Annotated in this window: 14 protein-coding genes; 4 read left to right on the top strand and 10 right to left on the bottom strand. The window is 35.1% G+C overall.

The annotated features are described in order from the left end of the window. Positions 1-107: 107 nt before the first annotated feature. From MK119_RS01250 to MK119_RS01235, 4 genes are all read right to left on the bottom strand, one after another. Positions 108-2414 (bottom strand): glycoside hydrolase family 65 protein, encoded by a 2307-nt coding sequence (locus MK119_RS01250; RefSeq protein ID WP_290669863.1) that lies wholly within the window; start codon positions 2412-2414, stop codon positions 108-110. A 79-nt stretch (positions 2415-2493) separates the two neighbouring features. Next, positions 2494-3150, bottom strand: a complete 657-nt coding sequence (gene pgmB / locus MK119_RS01245) for a beta-phosphoglucomutase (RefSeq protein WP_290669860.1) — start codon at positions 3148-3150, stop codon at positions 2494-2496. Positions 3151-3157: 7 nt separating this feature from the next. After that, positions 3158-4732, bottom strand: coding sequence for an MFS transporter (locus tag MK119_RS01240; protein WP_290669857.1), 1575 nt, complete (start codon positions 4730-4732; stop codon positions 3158-3160). 202 nt (positions 4733-4934) lie between these two features. Beyond that, a complete protein-coding gene (locus tag MK119_RS01235) occupies positions 4935-5975 on the bottom strand; it encodes a LacI family DNA-binding transcriptional regulator (RefSeq protein ID WP_290669854.1) in 1041 nt (346 codons plus the stop codon). 313 nt (positions 5976-6288) lie between these two features. Here MK119_RS01235 and MK119_RS01230 point away from each other — a divergent pair, with 313 nt between their 5' ends. The 4 genes from MK119_RS01230 (at position 6289) to MK119_RS01215 (ending at position 14907) form a co-directional block, all read left to right on the top strand. After that, on the top strand, positions 6289-9210 hold the full coding sequence (locus MK119_RS01230; protein WP_290669851.1) for a SusC/RagA family TonB-linked outer membrane protein: 2922 nt from the start codon (positions 6289-6291) through the stop codon (positions 9208-9210). A gap of 23 nt (positions 9211-9233) precedes the next feature. Continuing rightward, positions 9234-10814 (top strand): RagB/SusD family nutrient uptake outer membrane protein, encoded by a 1581-nt coding sequence (locus tag MK119_RS01225; protein WP_290669919.1) that lies wholly within the window; start codon positions 9234-9236, stop codon positions 10812-10814. A gap of 13 nt (positions 10815-10827) precedes the next feature. After that, positions 10828-11889: a SusE domain-containing protein gene (locus MK119_RS01220; protein WP_290669847.1), complete on the top strand. Its 1062-nt coding sequence runs from the start codon at positions 10828-10830 to the stop codon at positions 11887-11889. Positions 11890-12030: 141 nt separating this feature from the next. Then, entirely contained in the window at positions 12031-14907 is a 2877-nt protein-coding gene (locus tag MK119_RS01215) for an alpha-amylase family glycosyl hydrolase (protein ID WP_290669844.1), read from the top strand. A gap of 172 nt (positions 14908-15079) precedes the next feature. Here MK119_RS01215 and MK119_RS01210 read toward each other — a convergent pair whose 3' ends face one another. The 6 genes from MK119_RS01210 to MK119_RS01185 all read right to left on the bottom strand — a co-directional run bounded on the left by MK119_RS01210 (position 15080) and on the right by MK119_RS01185 (position 20327). Then, positions 15080-16486 (bottom strand): hypothetical protein, encoded by a 1407-nt coding sequence (locus tag MK119_RS01210; RefSeq protein ID WP_290669841.1) that lies wholly within the window; start codon positions 16484-16486, stop codon positions 15080-15082. Positions 16487-16507: 21 nt separating this feature from the next. Continuing rightward, complete coding sequence (locus MK119_RS01205; RefSeq protein WP_290669838.1) at positions 16508-18337, bottom strand: hypothetical protein; 1830 nt, start codon at positions 18335-18337, stop codon at positions 16508-16510. A gap of 231 nt (positions 18338-18568) precedes the next feature. Then, positions 18569-19015 carry a GNAT family N-acetyltransferase gene (locus MK119_RS01200; protein ID WP_290669837.1) on the bottom strand — a complete coding sequence of 149 codons (447 nt, stop codon included), beginning with the start codon at positions 19013-19015 and terminating at the stop codon, positions 18569-18571. A gap of 2 nt (positions 19016-19017) precedes the next feature. Beyond that, the gene (locus tag MK119_RS01195; protein ID WP_290669834.1) at positions 19018-19692 is read right to left on the bottom strand and encodes a hypothetical protein; all 675 of its coding nucleotides are present in this window, start codon (positions 19690-19692) and stop codon (positions 19018-19020) included. Positions 19693-19709: 17 nt separating this feature from the next. Then, positions 19710-19937, bottom strand: coding sequence for a HEAT repeat domain-containing protein (locus MK119_RS01190; RefSeq protein WP_290669830.1), 228 nt, complete (start codon positions 19935-19937; stop codon positions 19710-19712). A 27-nt stretch (positions 19938-19964) separates the two neighbouring features. Beyond that, a complete protein-coding gene (locus MK119_RS01185; protein ID WP_290669827.1) occupies positions 19965-20327 on the bottom strand; it encodes a hypothetical protein in 363 nt (120 codons plus the stop codon). Positions 20328-20338 lie beyond the last annotated feature (11 nt).

Here is a 20338-nt window from a genome sequence, read left to right as displayed (position 1 = left end):
ATTCTCAATACTGTTATGACTAGCCCTGATTGCAGCGGCATCCTTTTTTTGCTTGCCTATATGGCAAAAAAAGATACAGCGGAAAGCAGGAAATAGCTCCTTTATGTTCAAACAGTTACCAAATCGTTTGGTGAAACTGCTACTTTTTTTCCATCGACTAAGATCACTAAATCATTTCCTTTTTCAAGTTCGAAAGAGGTTCCGTTTTGTGTGACATTGATTTTAAGGATGTGATTTCGATAGTTTACTTTGAATGAATATCCTTTCCATTGTTCTGGAATTCTTGGCTCAAACGAAAGTGTATCATTTTTCATGCGCATACCACCAAAACCTTCTACAATGCTCATCCAAGTTCCTGCCATAGAGGTAATGTGTAAACCTTCTTCAACTTCTTTGTTATAATCATCTAAATCGAGTCGCGATGTACGTAAATAGAACGTATATGCCATGTCCATTTTATCCAATTTGGCAGCTTGGATACTATGTACACACGGTGATAGTGACGATTCGTGAACTGTAAATGGTTCGTAGAAATTAAAGTGTTTTTCCAATTCTTCTTTGGTAAAATGATCTTCAAAGAAGTAGAAACCTTGTAAGGTATCTGCTTGTTTGATGTATGGTGAGCGTAGAATACGATCCCAACTCCATTTTTGATTTATAGGACGTTGAGAAGCATCTAAATCTGCAACATTTACCAAGTCTTTGTCTAAGAATCCATCTTGTTGTAAGTATACACCGTATTGTTCACTGTATGGGAAATACATGTTTTCAGCAACTTCCATCCAAGAAGAGATTTCTTGATCTGATACACGAGCTTTTTGCATGATGCGTTCGTAATCAGTTGCGTATTCGTTCTTTACTTTTTCAATATTTGCTGCGGCAAATTGGATACACCATTTTGCGATGTGGTTGGTATACCAATTGTTATTGACATTGTTTTCGTATTCGTTTGGACCTGTAACTCCTAAAATTACATACTTGTTTTTTGCTGTAGAGAAACTTGCTCTTTGATGCCAAAAACGGGCAATTCCGATCATGACTTCTAGTCCCATTTCTGGAATATAGCTGTAATCGCCAGTATAACGAGTATAGTTGTAGATGGCAAAAGCAATGGCTCCATTTCGGTGAATTTCTTCAAAAGTAATTTCCCACTCGTTGTGACATTCTTCACCGTTCATCGTTACCATAGGATACAAGGCAGCACCATTGTTAAAACCTAGTTTTTCTGCATTTTCAATAGCTTTTTCTAAGTGATTATAACGATATTGTAACAGGTTACGTGCTACTTGCTGATCTTTGGTAGTCATATAGAAAGGAATGCAGTATGCTTCTGTATCCCAATAGGTACTTCCTCCATATTTTTCGCCTGTAAATCCTTTTGGACCGATATTAAGACGAGAATCTTTCCCTAAATAGGTTTGATTTAGTTGGAAGATATTGAAACGAATTCCTTGTTGCGCTTTTACATCACCTTCAATCGTGATGTCTGCCATTTCCCAAATTTTAGCCCAAGCTTCTTTTTGATTTTCCAATAAGGTATCAAAACCTAGTGTAGAAGCTTCATGCAATGCTTTTTTAGCTGCATTGATAAGTTCATACTTATCATGATTTGTGCAAACTGTATATCCTCCATATTTATAAATGGTTAAGCTTTCGTTTGCTTTCACTTCTTGTGAATAGTTAAAAGAGATGTATGTTGATTTTTCAGAAACATTTGTCGGTAACTCAAGGGATTTACCATTTAAGGCTACTTCTGTTTGCATGAAAGTACATGCATAGAAATCTGTTTTGAGTGTTTTGGCAACGATAAATGCCTGATTGTTTTCTTCTTTTACTTGAATGGTTTCCCAGAATTTTTCCTCCCAGTTGGCATCTTCATTTTTGATTCCCGAATCTAAATATGGTGTATATTTTATGGTGGCATCACTATTTAGTGGTTTTACACTATAGGCAATAGCACCAACTTCATCAATATCTAAACTCAGATATCGTTTTGCTGAAACTTCGATTTCGATATCGTTTTGTAATGTTGCTATAAATGAGCGTTCGTACCAACCTTCTTTCATATTGAGTTCACGACGGAATTCTGCTACTTTTTTGCAAGTATTTAAATCTAATACCTCATCATTAATCTTTACATTGATTCCTATCCAACTTGGTGCATTCAGTACTTTGGCAAAATATTCTGGATATCCATTTTTCCACCAACCTACTTTTGTTTTGTCTGGATAATACACTCCAGCGATGTAACTTCCCTGAAAGGTAGCTCCAGAGTAATATTCTTCAAAATTAGCTCGTTGTCCCATAGCACCGTTTCCGATGCTAAAAAGACTTTCCGAAGACTTGATGCTTTCGGTATCAAATCCTTCTTCGATGATAGACCAGTTATCTGGTTTTATATAATTCTGATTCATTTTTTTATTGGGTGTTTGGTTTTGGGTTTTGATGTTAGGTTAGCTTGACACTAATACTAATACTTAAAACCTAATACCATCATCTATTTATTAATTCTTCTATAAAACTTGTCTGTATTTCGGTAAAATCTTTGAACACATAATCTGCATGACCTAGTGTTTCTTCGGAACCAATTCCGATAGAAATCATTCCTGCACTATTGGCAGCAGTGACACCAGCTACAGAGTCTTCAAATACAATACAATTTTTAGGTTCTTTATTTAGTTTTTCGGCAGCAATTAGGAATACTTCTGGATCGGGTTTTGCTTTGCTTACATCGTTTCCATCCACAATACCTTCAAACACTTCAAGTAGACCTACCTTTTGTAGAATTTTGCGAGCGTTTTTACTTGCGGATCCAAGTGCAATTCCTTGCTGTGTTTCTTGTAAATAGTTTAGTGTTTTTGGGATGTCAGGAAGAATTTCTCCTGCATCCATTTGTGCAATATGCGATAAATAATTATCGTTTTTCTCTGCCATGTATTTGTAGAACTGCTCTTGGGAGAGTGTTACATTTCCCCAACCTAAAATAATTTCTAGGGAACGTACTCTACTGACACCTTTGAGTTGTTCGTTTTGTTCTAGTGTGATGTCAAAACCTAGTTCATTGGCAAGGGATTTCCAAGCTAGGTAATGGTATTTTGCAGTATCTACAATGACACCATCTAAATCAAATATAAATCCTTTTTTATTCATTATTATGTTATGATTCTTCAGTTTGGTAACTAATAGCGTTTTTGTCTGTGATCAGGAAATTACATAGTCCAGCAATAATTAGGCTAATTCCAGCAAGAATCATGGCATTAATGGCTCCTTCTCCAAATAACCCTGAGATAAATACAATTCCTCCTAAAGCAGCAATGATTTGAGGAATTACAATGAACATATTGAAAATTCCCATAATCACACCCATCTTCTTAGGATCAACCGAACTGGATAGCATAGCATAGGGCATTGATAAAATACTTCCCCAAGCAAACCCAATAAGCGTAAAGCTAATGTGTAAGTAGTCTGGAGAAGGAATAAAGTACATCATTATAAATCCAATTCCTCCTAAGATAAGAGATCCCATGTGTACAAACTTTCTGTTGATTCTTCTTTTTGAAGTATAGAATACAAGTATTAGAGCAAATGCCATAGATGATAATCCATAAGTTCCCATATAAGAACCTACAGCATTAGAAGATTTTTGAAATTTATGATTGCTTACCCAATACCATACTTTTTGATCTTGAAAAGAATTTGCTTTATTTTTTAGATATACTAGTTTTTCAGATTCATTTTTTAATGAAGAATAGGTTGTTAAAATTTCTTTTGAAATGGGAGCATCAGCAATTAATGTATCCTTAATTGCATTTTTAACAAATAGGCTATCTTTTGCTGCTAAAGCTAAGAATTCGATTTTATTTTCATTTTTGAAACTATCTGTTTTTTCTGCCTTCGCGTACAAGTCTTTTGTTGGATTTGGTGTATTGAATACATGTTCTGTTAAAGCAGGATTAGACATACTCCACATGGTGAAAAATGCAAACCAACTAAAAAATTGAATGACACCTAAACGTTTCATTGTTTTTGGCATACTACCAATATTTTCAATAATATCTGGAATAAATCTGTTTTTTTGCTTCTTCTCTCTTTCAAATTCTTCCATATCTTCAGGAGGATATTCTGAAGTAGTAAAAATTGTGTAGAGAATGCTTACTAGGAAAACAAATGCACCAATAGAGAATGCTACTTTTACAGACATTGGAACTACACCGCTTGCAGCAGCATCACTAATACCAAGATTAGAAATGATATTAGGTAAATTACTTGCAACCCAAGTACCAATACCAATAATTAATGTTTGTACTACAAAACCATAAGATCGTTGAGATTTTGGAAGTTTATCGGCAACTAATGCTCTGAAAGGCTCCATTGAAACATTTATAGATGCATCAAGTATCCATAAAAAACCAGCTGCTATCCATAAAGCTGAAGAGTAAGGCACAAAAAATAGTGCTAGTGAACTCAGAATTGCCCCAATGAGAAAATATGGTCTTCGTCTACCTAGACGAGGATGCCATGTACGGTCACTTAAGTATCCAATAATTGGTTGGACTAACAAACCTGTTAGAGGAGCAGCAATCCATAACATTGGAATGTCATCTTTAGAAGCACCAAGAGTTTGAAATATTCTAGACATGAATCCACCTTGCAAGGCAAATCCGAACTGTATTCCTAAGAAACCGAAACTCATATTCCATATTTCCCAGAAACTTAATCTACGCTTTTCCATTATCGTAATGTATTAGTTTGTAACTATGTACGATAAGCGTTTAAACTTATCAAAACTTACTTTTTGGGTGAGAGATAAAAATATAAGTCTTGATATTTATGGTGTAAATATAGTTGTTTTTTTTAAACAGCCACTATGAAATTGCAATTCTAGACTAGAATTCTGTCAAAATTTAACAATTTGATGACTGAAAATCAATTTATTATCGTGTGGTGTCACGTTCTATTAGTGTTGTATTGATGACTTGTGTTTGATACTCTTCTTCGTCTGTAAGCTCTTCTAATTTATCAATTAGCATAGTTGCAGATTTTTCGCCCATTTCAACAGCATGTTGGCTAATTGTGCTCAACGAAGGAATGGCGTGCTTGGATAAAACACCATCTGTAAAGGCAATAATAGAAATATCTTCAGGGATTTTATATCCTTTGTTGATTGCTATTTTCATGGCAGTGATTGCGTACAATTCATTTACAGCAAAAATTCCGTCGATCGCTTTTTCTTTCTCCAATAATGCTGAAATCTCCTTTTCTAAAGTTTCAATCTCTACTTCTTTGTCTTTATTTTCTTCAGCCTTAATAATGAGAGATGCTTTGGGTTCTATTTTATGCTCTTCTAATGCTTCTAAATACCCTTGAGTTCTTAGTTTGCCTACATTTACATAATCTTTCGTGGTAATTAAGGCTATGTTTTCACAACCACTTTCTATCAATTTGGCAACAGCCTTTTTAGAACCCAGTTTGTCATCCACAACCACTTTGTCACAAGCAATCTCATTTACAACTCTATCAAACATTACAATTGGCATTCCTTGATTAATGGTTTCATAGAAATGGTGATAATCTTGAAGTAACAGGGTTTCTTTAGCGACTGAGAGAATAAAACCGTCAATACTTCCATTAGCAAGCATTTCAATATTAATAACTTCTTTATCAAAAGATTCGTTCGATAATCCGATAATTACATTGTATCCTCTGTTATTGGCTTCTTTCTCAATTCCGCTAATCACTTTCGAGAAAAAATGATGTACAATTTCAGGAATAATGACACCAATAGTTTTGGTACGTTTATTTTTTAAACTTAGGGCAATATTATTTGGTCTATAATTATAGAGTTTGGCGAATGCTTGAACCTTACTTCTGGTGTCTAAACTAATTTCTTTACTGTTTCTTAATGCTTTTGAAACAGTTGATACTGAAACGTCTAATTCTTTGGCTATTTGTTTGAGTGTTACTTTTCGTTTCATAGGGATAGATTACAAGATCAATAATTAAAGCTCTATATTTTTATTTTTTTGTTAAAAATACACTGTTTTTAATTAGAAAAACCCAATGATCATAAAAGTTTTCAACACGAAAACGTTTGAGTAAGACCAAAAGCGATGCCTCAATTTTGATTTACTCAAAATTTACATAGTTTTAACATCGAGAGGTAAAAATATAATAGTATTTAAACAAAAATATCACGGATTTTATCAAAAAATAATTCGGAAAAAAATTAAAAAAGACGTGATTATTTTATGATTATTTTGAAAATAAAAAACTAAACAAATGAAGAAAATGCAAAAATTTATTTTGTTTTTGGCTTTTTTGATTCCCATTGGAATGCTTGCCCAAACAAAAGTGACAGGTGTTGTTACTGAGCAGTCTACAGGAACTCCATTATTAGGAGTAAATGTGGTAATTAAAGGAACAGCTACTGGAACCACAACGGATTTTGATGGTAAGTATCAAATTAACGCTGCGAATGGTCAAACCATCGTATTTACGTATGTAGGTTACAAAATCCAAGAAATAGCATATACAGGACAAGCTACTGTCAATGTAGCTTTGGAAGAAGATGCTTCCAAACTAGATGAAGTTGTCATAGTTGGATATGGTTCTGCAGTGAAGAAAGATGTAACTGGAGCTGTTGAATCGGTATCTTCTGACGACTTTAATGGTGGAGCTATTGTTTCGCCAGAACAGTTAATCGCAGGTAAAACCGCAGGAGTTCAAGTAACACCGCCAAGCGGAGCGCCAGGGACAGGTGCTGCTATTAAAATTAGAGGTGGAGTTTCTTCTTTATCAGCAAGTTCTGCACCACTTATTGTTGTGGATGGAGTTCCATTAGATCAAGGAAGTGCAGGACTTAACTATATTAATGCAAACGATATTGCATCGTTTACAGTATTAAAAGATGCGTCTGCCGCTTCTATCTACGGATCGAGAGCAACAGGTGGTGTTATCTTAATTACGACAAAAACTGGAAAATCAGGACAACCAGTAAATGTTAGTGTAAATCACTTCACTTCTGTTGGGAACAACGTAAACGAAGTTGATGTATTATCATCATCACAGTTTAGAGAATTGATTTTAGCCAACGGAAATACAAATCAAATTGCTCAATTAGGAAATACAAGTACAGATTGGCAAGACCAAATTTACAGAGGATCATTAACAACAGATACAAATGTTACTGTTTCTGGTGGATTTGACAATTCTAACTATAGAGCTTCTATTGGTTTTGTAAATCAAGAAGGAACATTAAGACATTCTAAAGTGGAGCGTTGGACAGGTTCTGTAAAGTTTGTACAACGATTATTAGAAGATGACCTTAGTATTGAAGCAAATGTGTTAGGAGCATTGTTAGATGATAACTTTGGAAATAATGGTGCTATTGGAGCAGCCGTTTCTTTTGATCCAACACAGTCTGTATTTGATCCAAATAGTCCTTTTGGTGGCTATACTGAAAATGTGAACAACGATGGTTCTATCAATACAATTGCAGTCCGTAACCCAGTTGGTTTACAAGAATTATACAGCAATACAGCAGATACAAAAAGAAGCACAGGAAGTTTAAAAATAGATTATACACTACCATTCTTTAGAGATTTAAAAGTAACTGTTAAAGGAGGTTATGATTACAATGAAGTAAATGGAAGATTAAATATTCCAGGAGTTGCAGCGACTAACTTCAACGATCAAGGATTATTTGGAACGTACAATACATTAAATAGAACAAGATTATTAGATGTATATGGACTCTATAAAAAAGAGATTGAAAGTATAAAAAGTACTATTGATGTAACAGTTGGTCACTCATTCCAAAGTTTTTACAGATCGAATCGATTCCAAAATGTGACTGGATTAGATGAGGTTACAGGAAATATATTTAAAACAGAAAACGCTTTAGAGTCTTATTTCGGAAGATTAAACTTTGCATACGATAATAAATACTTAGTTACCTTCAACTTAAGAAATGATAGTTCGTCACGTTTAAATCCAGATGATCGTTCAGATTTCTTTGGAGGACTTTCTTTAGGATGGAATATTATTGATGAAAACTTCATGAAAGATTCAAAAGTATTCTCTCAATTAAAGTTAAGAGCTGGATACGGAGAAACAGGTCAGCAAGAATTTGGACAAGACTACGGATACATTCCACGTTATACAACTGGTGATGGACAAGTACAATACCAATTTGGATACAATGCAGACGGAACACCACGTTTTGTAACAACACTTCGTCCAGAAGAATATGATGAAAACTTACGTTGGGAACGTTCAAAAACAATCAACCTTGGTTTAGATTTCGGATTTTTCAACGATCGTTTAACAGGTTCTGTAGAAGTATATGAGCGTAAAGTAGAAGACTTAATCAACTTTATTCCTGTACCAGCTGGAACTAACTTATCAAACGCATTATTTACAAACGTTGGTAATTTAGAAAACAGAGGATTGGAAATTAACTTGAATGCAGGAATAGTTGAAAATGATAATTTCTCTTGGAATACAAACTTCAATATATCATTCTTTGATAACGAAATCACAAAATTATTCTTAACAGACGATCCAACATCTCCAGGAACATTAACTGGGGGAATTGCAGGTGGAGTTGGAAATACTATCCAAATCAACTCTGTAGGTTTTGAGGCAAACTCTTTTTATGTATTCAAACAAATCTATGATCCAAACGGAGCGCCAATTGAAGGAGCGTATGTAGATATTAACGGAGATGGTGTTGTAGATACAAATGACAGATACAGATATAAGAGTCCAAACCCAGATGCAGTCATCGGTTTCAACTCTAACATGCAATATGGAAACTTCGACTTTAGCTTTACAATGAGAGCTAGTTTAGGAAACTTTGCATACAATAACGTAGCCTCTAGTACTGGAAATACACAAGCTCTATTTGGAGCAAATACGATTAACAATGTAAATGCATCGATTTTAGATACAGGTTTCCAAAATCAGCAATTATTCTCTGATTACTATGTGCAAGATGCTTCTTTCTTAAAGTTAGACAACTTAACGATTGGTTATAGCTTCGACAATCTTTTCAATAAAGATATTCGTATGAGGTTATACGCGACAGGACAAAACTTATTTGTAATTACAGATTACGACGGATTAGATCCTGAAATCAATGGAGGAATTGATAACAATTTCTACCCAAGATCAAGAAACATATTAATGGGACTTAATTTGAACTTATAAAAGCATACCAAATACACACAATGATGAAAACACTAAGAAAACAATCAAATCGTATAGGTATTGTACTATTATTACTTGTAGCTAGCTTTGGATTCACATCTTGTGAAGATCAGTTAGACTTAGAGCCAATAGTAGAGCAGTCAGCAGCAGATGTATTCGATGATCCTGCGGCTTACGAACAATTTCTTGCAAGAATTTATGCAGGTTTCGTAGTTAGTGGACAGCAAGGTCCAGCAGGTAATCCTGATATTACAGGAATTGATGAAGGATTTTCAAACTATTTGAGACAGTACTGGAAACATCAACAATTAACTACTGATGAAGCATTAATTGCTTGGAACGATGGTACAATTCATGACCTTAACTGGCAAGTATGGACGCCAGCAAACGAATTTATCACAGCGATGTATAACAGAATTTATTTCCAGATTTCAATCTCAAATGAATTCTTAAGAGCAACAGCAGATGTTCCAGAATCAGAATTTTTACCAGCAGCGTATAAAGCTGAGGTTCGTTTCTTGAGAGCATTGAGCTACTGGCATGCTATTGATATGTTTGGAAACGTTCCTTTTGTAACAGAAGCAGATCCTATCGGTGCATTTTTACCAGTACAAGGAAGCAGACAAGAAGTATTTGACTTTATTGTTTCTGAATTAACGTCGATTGAACCAATTATGATTGGAGCACGTCAAAATGTATACGGAAGAGCAGACAAAGCTGCTGTTTGGATGTTATTGGCAAAATTACACTTAAACGCAGAAGTATACACAGGAACAGATCAAAGTGCACAAGCAATTCCTTACTTAGAAAATATTATTGGAGCTGGATATTCACTTCACACAGATTATGACGAATTATTCTTAGCTGATAATGATACAAATGGAGCACAAAACGAAATGATTTTCTCTTTCAATTCTGATGGATTGAATACACAAGGTTTTGGGGCGATGACTTTCTTAGTACACGCACCAGTTGGAGGAAATATGAGTGCAGCAGACTTCGGTATCAACGGAGGTTGGGGCGGAATTAGAACTACGAAAGCATTCGTAAATAAATTCTCAGCTTCAGAATTATTAACAGACGATAGAGCTAACTTCTTTACTGATGGACAAGAATTAGAGATTGCCGATGTATTTAACTTTAACGATGGATATGCAGTAGAAAAATTCAAAAACGTTACGAGTATGGGAGTTCCTGGATCAGATAGTTCTGGTGACTTTATCGACACGGATTTCCCAGTATTCCGTTTGGCAGATGTGTATTTAATGTATGCTGAAGCAGTAAAAAGAAGTGGATCAGGTGATCAAGGATTAGCAGTTCAGTACGTAAACTTAGTAAGACAACGTTCAAATGCAAGTCCAATCGGAGGTTTCTCAGACATTACAGATGATTTCTTATTATCAGAGCGTTCAAAAGAATTGCACTGGGAAGGACATAGAAGAACAGATTTAATTCGTTTCGGACAATTCTCAGATCAAGGTGTATGGCCATGGAAAGGAAATGTAGAAAGTGGAACTACTACAGAAGCATTTAGAGACTTATTCCCAATTCCATCTACAGATATTACCGCAAACCCTAATTTAACTCAAAACCCAGGTTACTAAAAAAAAAATACAAATGAAAAAATTAAACAAAATAACAGGAAGCTTTTTAGCAATCGTTGCCTTTGTTGGATTCAATGCATGTAGTGATGATGATAACTTAATCATTGCTTCTCCACAAGGCGGACCAGAATTAGTTACACCAGCATCAGGAACAGCTATTGTTTTAAGTGCTGCCAACGAACAAAACGTAGCCACTACACTTGTTTGGAATGATGCGGATTACGACGCACAAACATCTATCACGTATGATGTAGAAATTGCCTTAGGAGGAACTGATTTTGCAACACCAATTGCAGGTGGATCTACAAATGAAAGATTTATCTCTTGGACAAACCAACAATTAAACGACGTAGCAATTGCTGCAGGTTTAAGTCCGTTTGTTGCAGGTGATTTAGATATTCGTGTAATTTCTTCTATAGGAACCCAAGATGCGCAACAACAAACTTCAGGAACATTAACATTAAATGTTACTCCATACACAACTTCATTGCCAATGATTGCAGTACCAGGAGATCACCAAGGATGGGATCCAGGAACAGCACCAAGATTAGCTTCTTCTGAATTTGGAGCTTCTGACTATGAAGGATATGTTTGGTTAAACAACGAATATAAATTTGTAGCACCAGATGATACAGGAAACTTTGCTTGGGGAAATACAGATTGGGGAGATGATGGAAGTTTCTCAGGAATCTTAACAGAAGATGGAGAATCTAATGTACAAACAACTCCAGGATACTACTATTTACAAGTAGATACTGAAAACTTAACATATAGCGCAGCGCAGTATACAAACTGGGGATTGATTGGATCAGGAACACCAACAGGTTGGGACAGTGATAATGACATGACGTATGATCCAGTAACACAAACATTCTCAATTACAATCGATTTAACAGCTGACGAAATTAAGTTTAGAGCAAATGATGGTTGGGATTGGAATTATGGAGATACAGGAGCTGATGGACGCTTAAACAATGGAGGAGACAACATTGCAGTGCCAGCAGCAGGAAACTATACAGTGGTATTAGACTTGAGTAATCCAAGAGAATATACATACTCACTGACACTTAACTAAAAACGATTATTCAAAAAGGCTGTAATACATATCATTACAGCCTTTTTTATCTTAATTAACCAAGCTTTCAATAAAAAGCTATGAAAATGTCATGGCGTGTTAGCATCGCATGACAAGTTTAATAAGAAAAAAGGGAAATAGATGAAGAAAAAACTACACATACTCTGTTTATTGTTTGCGAGTATTGCATTTGGTCAGGTGACGATTACACCAACACCTTTTGAGGTAAATCAATCAATTACAATTACAGTAGATATCAACAGTACAGATACGGACTGCGACGGAATTAATAGTCCAAACAAAGTATACATGCACTCAGGCATTGGAACTAATGCAAATCCTTGGACCTATGTTATTGGAAATTGGGGACAAGACGACGGTATTGGAGAAATGACCGATATGGGCGGCGGATTATGGCAAATTACTATTGTACCAGAAACCTATTATGGACTAACATCAGCACAAGCAGCAACGATTACCAAAATGGGAATGGTGTTTAGAAATGAAAATGGAGGACAAGAGCTTAAGGCTACAGGTTGTACCGACTTTTTCTTTGATGTTGGAGCGTTTCAATCAACATTAGTAACACCAAATGACGGAAGTACTTCTATCTTGGCATCAGGTTCAAACCTTGCTATTACTGCAAACAATACAGGTGGAACAGCAACGTATGTTTTAAAGGCAAATGGCACAACAATAAACACGAATATGGGAAATTCATATTCGTATACAGATACAAATATCACTGAGAACAAAAGCTATGCTCTAGAAGTTACTTTAGGAGGAACAACCATTACCAAAACGTTCAACGTAATTATCAATCCTGGAACGGTAATAGAATCTTCACCTGCTGGATTAGAAGATGGAATTAATTACGACGCAGATACATCAAAGGCGACATTGGTATTAGATGCACCAAACAAAGACTTTGTATACATTGCAGGAAGCTTTAATAACTGGCAGCCTGATGGAAACTATGCAATGAAAAAAGATGGAACAACTGGAAAATTCTGGTTAGAGCTTACAGGATTAACGCCTGGACAAAACTATACCTATCAATATTGGGTGATTGATGAAACACCAATCGCTAATTCACCAGCATTAGTAAAAACTGCTGATCCCTATTCAACATTAGTGTTATCGCCTTATGACGATCCATTTATTCCAGCAAGTACATATCCAAACCTCCCAACATATCCTGCAGGACAAGAACGTGAAGTAACGGTATTGCAAACTGGTCAAACACCATACAACTGGCAAGTGCAGAACTTTACAAAGCCTAAAAAAGAAGATTTAATTGTATATGAAGTATTGATTCGTGATTTTGATACGGATAGAAACTATCAAAACTTAATTGATCGTATTGATTACTTTAAAAACTTAAACGTAAATGCAATTCAGTTAATGCCAATCATGGAATTTGAAGGTAACGAAAGTTGGGGATACAATACATCTTTCCATTTAGCTTTAGATAAGTATTATGGAACCGCAGATAAGTTCAAAGAATTCGTAGACTTATGCCATCAAAATGGAATTGCGGTGATTTTAGATGTAGCATTAAACCATGCATTTGGAAGAAACCCGATGGTGCGTATGTGGATGAACGATCCAGATGATGATGGTTGGGGAGAACCAAGTTCTGAAAATCCATACTTTAACCAAGTCGCAACGCATAGTTACAGTGTCGGTTCTGACTTTAATCACCAACAAACAAGAACACAATATTACACAGAACGTGTAGTAAAACACTGGATAGAAGAGTATAAAATTGATGGTTTCCGTTGGGATTTAACCAAAGGATTCACACAAGAATGTACAGCAAGTGATGAAGGTTGTACAAACGGTTACAGAAACGATAGAGTTGCTATTTTAAAGCAATATGCTGATTATTCTTGGAGCTTGGACGATGATCATTACGTAATCTTTGAACATTTAGGACAAGACAACGAAGAGAAAGAATGGGCAGATTACCGCTTAGGCGAAGGAAAAGGTATTATGATGTGGGGAAAAATGACCGATCAATACAATCAATTAACGATGGGATTTGCTTCCAATGCAGATATTACTCGAATGGGACATGTAAGTAGAGGCTTCAACGGACCAAGATTGATAGGATACGCAGAAAGTCATGATGAAGAGCGTTTAATGTATAGAAACTTGCAGTTTGGAATTACAGCATTGGCAACGCATAATGTACAAGACTTAAACACGGCATTGTCTAGAATGTCTGCCTTAGGAGCAGCTTCGTTGACAATTCCTGGTCCAAAAATGATTTGGCATTTTGGTGCTTTAGGAATGGAAAATTCAATCTTTACCTGTGGAAATGGAAGTGTAAACACACCAAGTGATCCAGCGCCAGGCGATTGTAAATTGGATACCAAACCACAACCGCAATGGGCCAACAATTGGTTAGCTGATGCAAATAGGGCTAAAATATATAATGATTGGGCACGTATCATAGATCTTAAAGTACAAGAACCTGTATTTGAAGGAAACTATGCAATTAGTCCGTATATCAACGATATTAGACAGCGTATTTATATTTGGGATGATGCCATTCCTGCATCAGAATTAAAAAATATCGTGATTTTATGTAACTTTTCAGTGGCTGATTTAACGATTGTTCCAGATTTCCCATACACAGGAACTTGGTATGATTTAATGGACGATACAGGAGCTGCAAGTATCAATGTAACCAATACAGCAGATCCGATTGCAATTCCTGCGGGACAATTTAGAATCTTTGGAAATCAGCAATCAGTTTTAAGTACAGAAGAATTCCAAAATACATCAAATACGCTTTCTTTATATCCAAATCCTGCTTCTGATAGTTTCAAACTAGACAAACGTGTAGAAGAAGTACATATTTATGATGTTACAGGAAAACAAATCAAAACATTCCAAGGCGGTTTTACAGCAGGACATTCTTTTGATGTTTCAGAATTGACAAGAGCATTATATCTAGTAAAAGTCGTTTCTGATAAAGGAACAACTACAAAAAGATTATTGATAGAATAACATTTTTTTCTAATAAATGAATCAGCTATATATCGTTATTTGACTAAACTTGTTCGTAGCTAGTGTTGTTATAATTAAAAATATAGAAGAAAATGTTTAAAAAAGGTCGCTAGAAATAGCGACCTTTTTGTGTAGTTATCATTTGATAACACGTTGTTATAGTTGACTGATATTATTTCATCGCTTTTTCTTTTTTTGGCACTTCAATTATTGATGGTTTTTGCTTTTTAGCCATTCCAAACATAAAACTATAATCAGAAGCGTATTCTTTACCTTCTGGAGTTCTAGAGCTAACTCCAGCATTAATATGGCAATCCAAACATGAAATTTTCTGTATGTACGTTTCCATGGTTACATTCGTCATAATAACTGGTGTCTGCCCACCATTTTGTAGCGGTGTATATATGTTATTATCACTATCAGCTACCGCACTAGATGGCCATTGGCTATCCACTAAATTATAGTATTGAAATACACTATCAGGATTTAATTTGGCAATTTTCTCTTTCACAAACGTATTCAATACTTTTGCATCCAATCCTACACCAGCTTCATGTTCTTTAATTACTTGGACAGGTTTTGTTATTGGGTCTTTTCCAACTCTAGGAGTTTGATTTACTGGATCGTTATATTTCTCTGGATTGTACAATAACCAATCTACATCAGATTCTTTTACATTGGTTTCTGGAGCCAAATCTACATGTTCAAAAGTTGCCCAGTGAAATTGTGGCATCGTTGGTGTTTTTTTAATAATGTGTAATCCTACCAAACCTAATTTTGTTTCTTTAAAGTCAGTCATTGTAACATCTTTTCTGCTTTTCACCACAACATTTTGAGGCACCAATGCGGTAATAATTTTATAACGACTTTTCAACTTATTATAGTCTACTTCTGGAATTACACGCCAAGCAGCTTTAATTTCAATAGAACCATTTGGCAACCATATTCCTGTTTCTTTTGCAAATTGCTGTTGTGCGATTGAATCATACAATTTATTTGAAACGATATAATCAAACTCAGTATAATTTGTTTTGATTTCATACCAGATTAAATTTCCGTTTTGATCGGTTAGCCATGATGTTCCTCCTGAAGCTTGAAACAACTGATCAACAACTTCCGCATCATCATCAAACTTACTAAAGTCTGCGAACGATCTAGCAGATTTATTATCTGTAGAAGTTGTGTCCATTAATTGGTTTAAATTATTTCCCCATCGTGTTGGAGCTTGATCCGTAAAAATACTTTCAGCACTTTTATAAGTACCCAATGCCATCGGTGTTAAATCGCCAGGTTTTCCCCAATCTTTCACACTTTTTGATCTATCAGGTTGTCCAGCTTCTACAGGACTAGAAGGCCATGTTAATGCAATGAACGATTGCCAAGCAAAGGTATTGGCACATTGCTGATTCAATATTTTTACATCTATTGGATTGTTTGGTAAAAAAACTAAGGTATCACATCCTACACCGCAAGCATTTGCAGCAGACATATCTACGTAGTTAGCCTTTTTATTATTCTTGCAGCCAATAACCATAAGGATTGCTACAACTGTGATAAAACTTATAATTTTTGTTTTCATTGTATAATTTTTAAATGGTTATTATTTTTCTAGTGCATTCGCAGAAACAACTTCAATCATGTGTGGAACTGCCAAGCCAAAGCCGTTATTTGTTACTAAAATGCTGTATTGTCCAACAGGTAAATCAGTAGGAACTTTTACACTGATATTAAACGTGTATTCTTCGTTTTTGGTAAGCGTAGCATAAGCTGCATCATTTCCAACATAGTTTGCTGTGACCTCAATATTAGTATCTGGAAAGCTGATATTGAAGTTTTCAGGTTTAAATTTATTTGAAGGAATTCCGTTTCCATATTTATCAACCACATTACTAATTACAACCGCAAGATTGTCTACAGTACTTCCTTGTGCAACTTGTGTAATATTGCTCGTAACATTCGAAAATACATTCAGTTTATTGTAGTTGTCAATACTTGTTTCTAAAATATTAGCATCCACAAAATAATCTACACCTACAATTCCATTATCGGCAGTACAGTCAAGCTCTTGTGCTTTAGTTTTTGCAGAAGCTGGTTTTCCTGCTGCAGCCAGTTGTACTTTGATGGTTTCCATTACCTGTGAACCGTATTTTACATTCTTTCCAAACACTTTAAAATCTTCCAATGTGATGCTTTTGTCCCAACTATCTGGAACTTCCATGATCATGTGTAAAATCATATTGTTTGGATAGCTAAGTTGGTCTGGCTTGTTATGAACTTCACCACGTACAAATTTGAAACAGTCTTGAATTTTAGCCCCTTCAGGAGCATTATCTGGAAGTTCAAAATATTGATATAATGGTTCTTGTAAATACAATCCAACAGGATTTAATAAGGTAACCTCTAAGCCTTCTTGCACTGCTTGATACACATTTTGCCCAATATGTGGATCACTGTGTCTAAAGCGTCTTCCGTATTTACTGCAACAAATAAGCGTATTGGCATCTGCGTTTTCTTCTGTATTATAGCTTCGCAATACAGCACCGCCACCTGCTAATACAATTTCTGCACTCAATTCATTTGGAGGACTGGTTAAATGCATAGCGCCACCACTAGTTTCGGACATTTCAGTACCGCTGTTCCATTTGTTAATTGGATTGTATGCAGGCAATTGTGTCGTTCTGTCAATTACAGCATTTCCTTTAGCATCTGTTAGGTATAAATCTTCTAACTGAATATTAGGGTTCTTTAATGTTTTTTGATAGATATCTAATACTTTATTTGGGTCAACTTTCCACATTGTCCAATAGTACTCTGGGTTTTCACAGGTAAAATGAAGTCTGGTAATTTTTTTTGAGGAATTTCGTTTGATGCCCATTTCACAATATTCATCGAGCCAACCTCTTGGTCCAAGTGGATCAAATAGTTTTAGATTGTCAGGATTTGGATTGCAAGGACTTTTAGGAATATATACGATACTGTCTTTGTATTCAGCTTGATACGCTACAGGTCCAATATCTACCATTTTATACATTCTATCGGTTCCTTTCACAAATCCGTAGGTGTCAATAAATTTTTGTTTTAAATAGTATAAAACTCTTCCCGGAAAGGCTTCCCAACGCACTGGAATTTGAGCGGCATCTTTAAAGAAATCAGGATATTCTTTTGGATCCACATAGGTTTTTCCTGGAACAGTATAGTCATATCCACCACTTAAATTATAGTTAGCAGAAGTTACCGTATATCGGTGTACATACTTATCCCAAGCATCCGCAAAAGCAGCTCTTTTTTCAGGATCTTGAAAATCTTTGTTTCCTTGATACGCTGGTGTATCAAATATAAAATTACTGCTATTTGATGTTGATCCAGCCATGTTCATTAGAAGCACGCCAAAAACAGCCAATAGTAGTACAATTACAATTAGTCTTTTCATTTTAAGGGTTATTAAGGTTAGTTATATGCGAATACCTTTTTGTAGCACGTTCGTAAATATGCCATAAAAAATCAAATTCTGTAAGCGTAAAAACCGTTGAATTTTAAAAATAGGTAGTTATACTTGAACGTATGGTGTAGAAAAGGTCACTTTTACCGAACGGATAAAAGTGTAGTATGGAAAAAAGAGTTTGCTTTGAATGTCTTTGCGAAAGCGTAAAAAATAATATAATTACTTATTCTTTAGTTCCATATGCAAAATTGGATAAGGCTTTCCAGAAGCGTCTACTTCAGAACGATTGACCACATGAAAACCAAAGTGTTTATAAAAACCAAGTGCTTGCTCGTTTTGTTCATTCACATCCACCTTGGTGACTTGCATATTTTTCAGCGCGAAGTTAAGCAGTGATTTTCCGATGCTTTTTCCTCTGTAATCAGGATGAATGAATAACATTTCCAAATTGTGCGCTGCAACTCCTATAAAACCTATGATTTCTTTTTTTTCATTTCGGATACAAAGTATATCTACAGCATCTAAATAGATATTGAGAATACGCGGTTTGAAATATTGGATATCTTCTTCTTTGAGGAAATGGTGCGTGGCTCTAACAGAAGCTTCCCAAACCGCAACAACTTCTTGGTATTCTGATTTGTGAATGCTGTCTATTGTATGATTCATTTTTAACTAAAATTAGTGTTAAGTGCTTGTAAGTAGTCTTTTCTAATTTTTATTTCTGTTAACCTTTCTTCGGGTACATCTTCATAGGTTTTGAAAAATTCTTCAGCAATGTGTAATGACTGAATTGCTTTTTCTTTTTTATTTGCTAGGATATAAACGTCAAAGATTTTTGAAATACTTCCAAATTTTTGGTGTTTTAGTAGATAGTCTGCTGCACTTTCCCAATTGGCGACTTCATTGAGTAACGGAACTCCAATATTCAAGATATTTTTGGTCAAGTCATTCATGAGTTTGACATTGTCAAATTGTGTTAAGTCATATTTTGTACCACTTCTATATTTTGATTTCCAGGTTTCAATATGATTGTCGTACCAGGCGTCAATAATCTCATTTATAGGTTTTATTCCATAGGTTTTTTCATGCCATTTCACATAAAAATTAGAATTTACAGATAGAATTGCCCAAAAACAAACGACTGTATTTCCAAAATTTCGATCGCTTTTTGAAATGTGTATTTCCTGAGTAAAATTCCCAATTTTTCGTTTGAATGTCAATTTAGATTTTAGCAATTTAAACCCAATTTTAGATAATTCAGGTGCTACATATTCCTCCATCAATTTTCGAATTCGATCGCCTGGTGGTAAGTCCGAGTATTTGAATTTTTTTCTTTTGAGCATTGCTAAAATTTTGATAATTAATTTTTTAGGAGTGCGTGCAATCTTTTTAAAGCTGTTAGTTTTGCCTTAAACTCATATTTCCCTTTCTCAACTTTTATTTTTTCAAGAATTTCAATTGCAGCTACATTTCCAAATTGACCCAAAGCTGCTATTGCATGTCCTTTTAGTTGATCGTCGCTTAGACAGTCAATTAAAACCTTATAAGCCTCTTTATCTTTTGAGCGCCCTAGTATTGATAAGAGCATTTGTCGTGCATTGCCAAGATGGGATCTTTAGGTAAGATGGATAATCTTCTCATAGCTAGATGTATCATCTAAGACATGAAGCGCATTACCCACTGTCCAAAGTTGCAATTCTGTCATTTGTGGATCATCAAATAAATCTAGAAGAGGTTTTGTGGCAGTGTACAGTCCTTTTTCAGAGAGCGCTCTGATAATCATATCTTTATTTTTAACTGCTACACGACTCAGATATTTGACCAAAATATTTACATAAGGTTTGGCTGAGAAAGGACCATTAACCAAAGCTTCCAATGGCGTTAGTTTTTGACCTAGATACTGATAATTGTTGTGTGCTCCAGCTGCTGCTAACTCTCTATTTAGATTTTCTATTTCCATTTTTAGTATTAAACACAACAGAACCTAAA

This window comes from Kordia sp. (assembly GCF_022447245.1).
GTDB lineage: Bacteria > Bacteroidota > Bacteroidia > Flavobacteriales > Flavobacteriaceae > Kordia.
The sequence above is the reverse complement of the archived record's forward strand: the minus strand, read 5'-3'. Positions and strand labels throughout refer to the sequence as shown.

Bases quoted from the DNA above. Each gene is read 5' to 3' on its own strand.
- MK119_RS01220 (WP_290669847.1), top strand. From the start codon at position 10,828: ATGAAAAAATTAAACAAAATAACAGGAAGCTTTTTAGCAATCGTTGCC.
- MK119_RS01210 (WP_290669841.1), bottom strand. From the start codon at position 16,486: ATGAAAACAAAAATTATAAGTTTTATCACAGTTGTAGCAATCCTTATG.
- MK119_RS01195 (WP_290669834.1), bottom strand. From the start codon at position 19,692: ATGCTCAAAAGAAAAAAATTCAAATACTCGGACTTACCACCAGGCGAT.
- MK119_RS01215 (WP_290669844.1), top strand. From the start codon at position 12,031: ATGAAGAAAAAACTACACATACTCTGTTTATTGTTTGCGAGTATTGCA.
- MK119_RS01205 (WP_290669838.1), bottom strand. From the start codon at position 18,337: ATGAAAAGACTAATTGTAATTGTACTACTATTGGCTGTTTTTGGCGTG.
- MK119_RS01240 (WP_290669857.1), bottom strand. From the start codon at position 4,732: ATGGAAAAGCGTAGATTAAGTTTCTGGGAAATATGGAATATGAGTTTC.
- MK119_RS01235 (WP_290669854.1), bottom strand. From the start codon at position 5,975: ATGAAACGAAAAGTAACACTCAAACAAATAGCCAAAGAATTAGACGTT.
- MK119_RS01230 (WP_290669851.1), top strand. From the start codon at position 6,289: ATGCAAAAATTTATTTTGTTTTTGGCTTTTTTGATTCCCATTGGAATG.
- MK119_RS01225 (WP_290669919.1), top strand. From the start codon at position 9,234: ATGAAAACACTAAGAAAACAATCAAATCGTATAGGTATTGTACTATTA.
- pgmB (WP_290669860.1), bottom strand. From the start codon at position 3,150: ATGAATAAAAAAGGATTTATATTTGATTTAGATGGTGTCATTGTAGAT.
- MK119_RS01200 (WP_290669837.1), bottom strand. From the start codon at position 19,015: ATGAATCATACAATAGACAGCATTCACAAATCAGAATACCAAGAAGTT.
- MK119_RS01250 (WP_290669863.1), bottom strand. From the start codon at position 2,414: ATGAATCAGAATTATATAAAACCAGATAACTGGTCTATCATCGAAGAA.
- MK119_RS01190 (WP_290669830.1), bottom strand. From the start codon at position 19,937: ATGCTCTTATCAATACTAGGGCGCTCAAAAGATAAAGAGGCTTATAAG.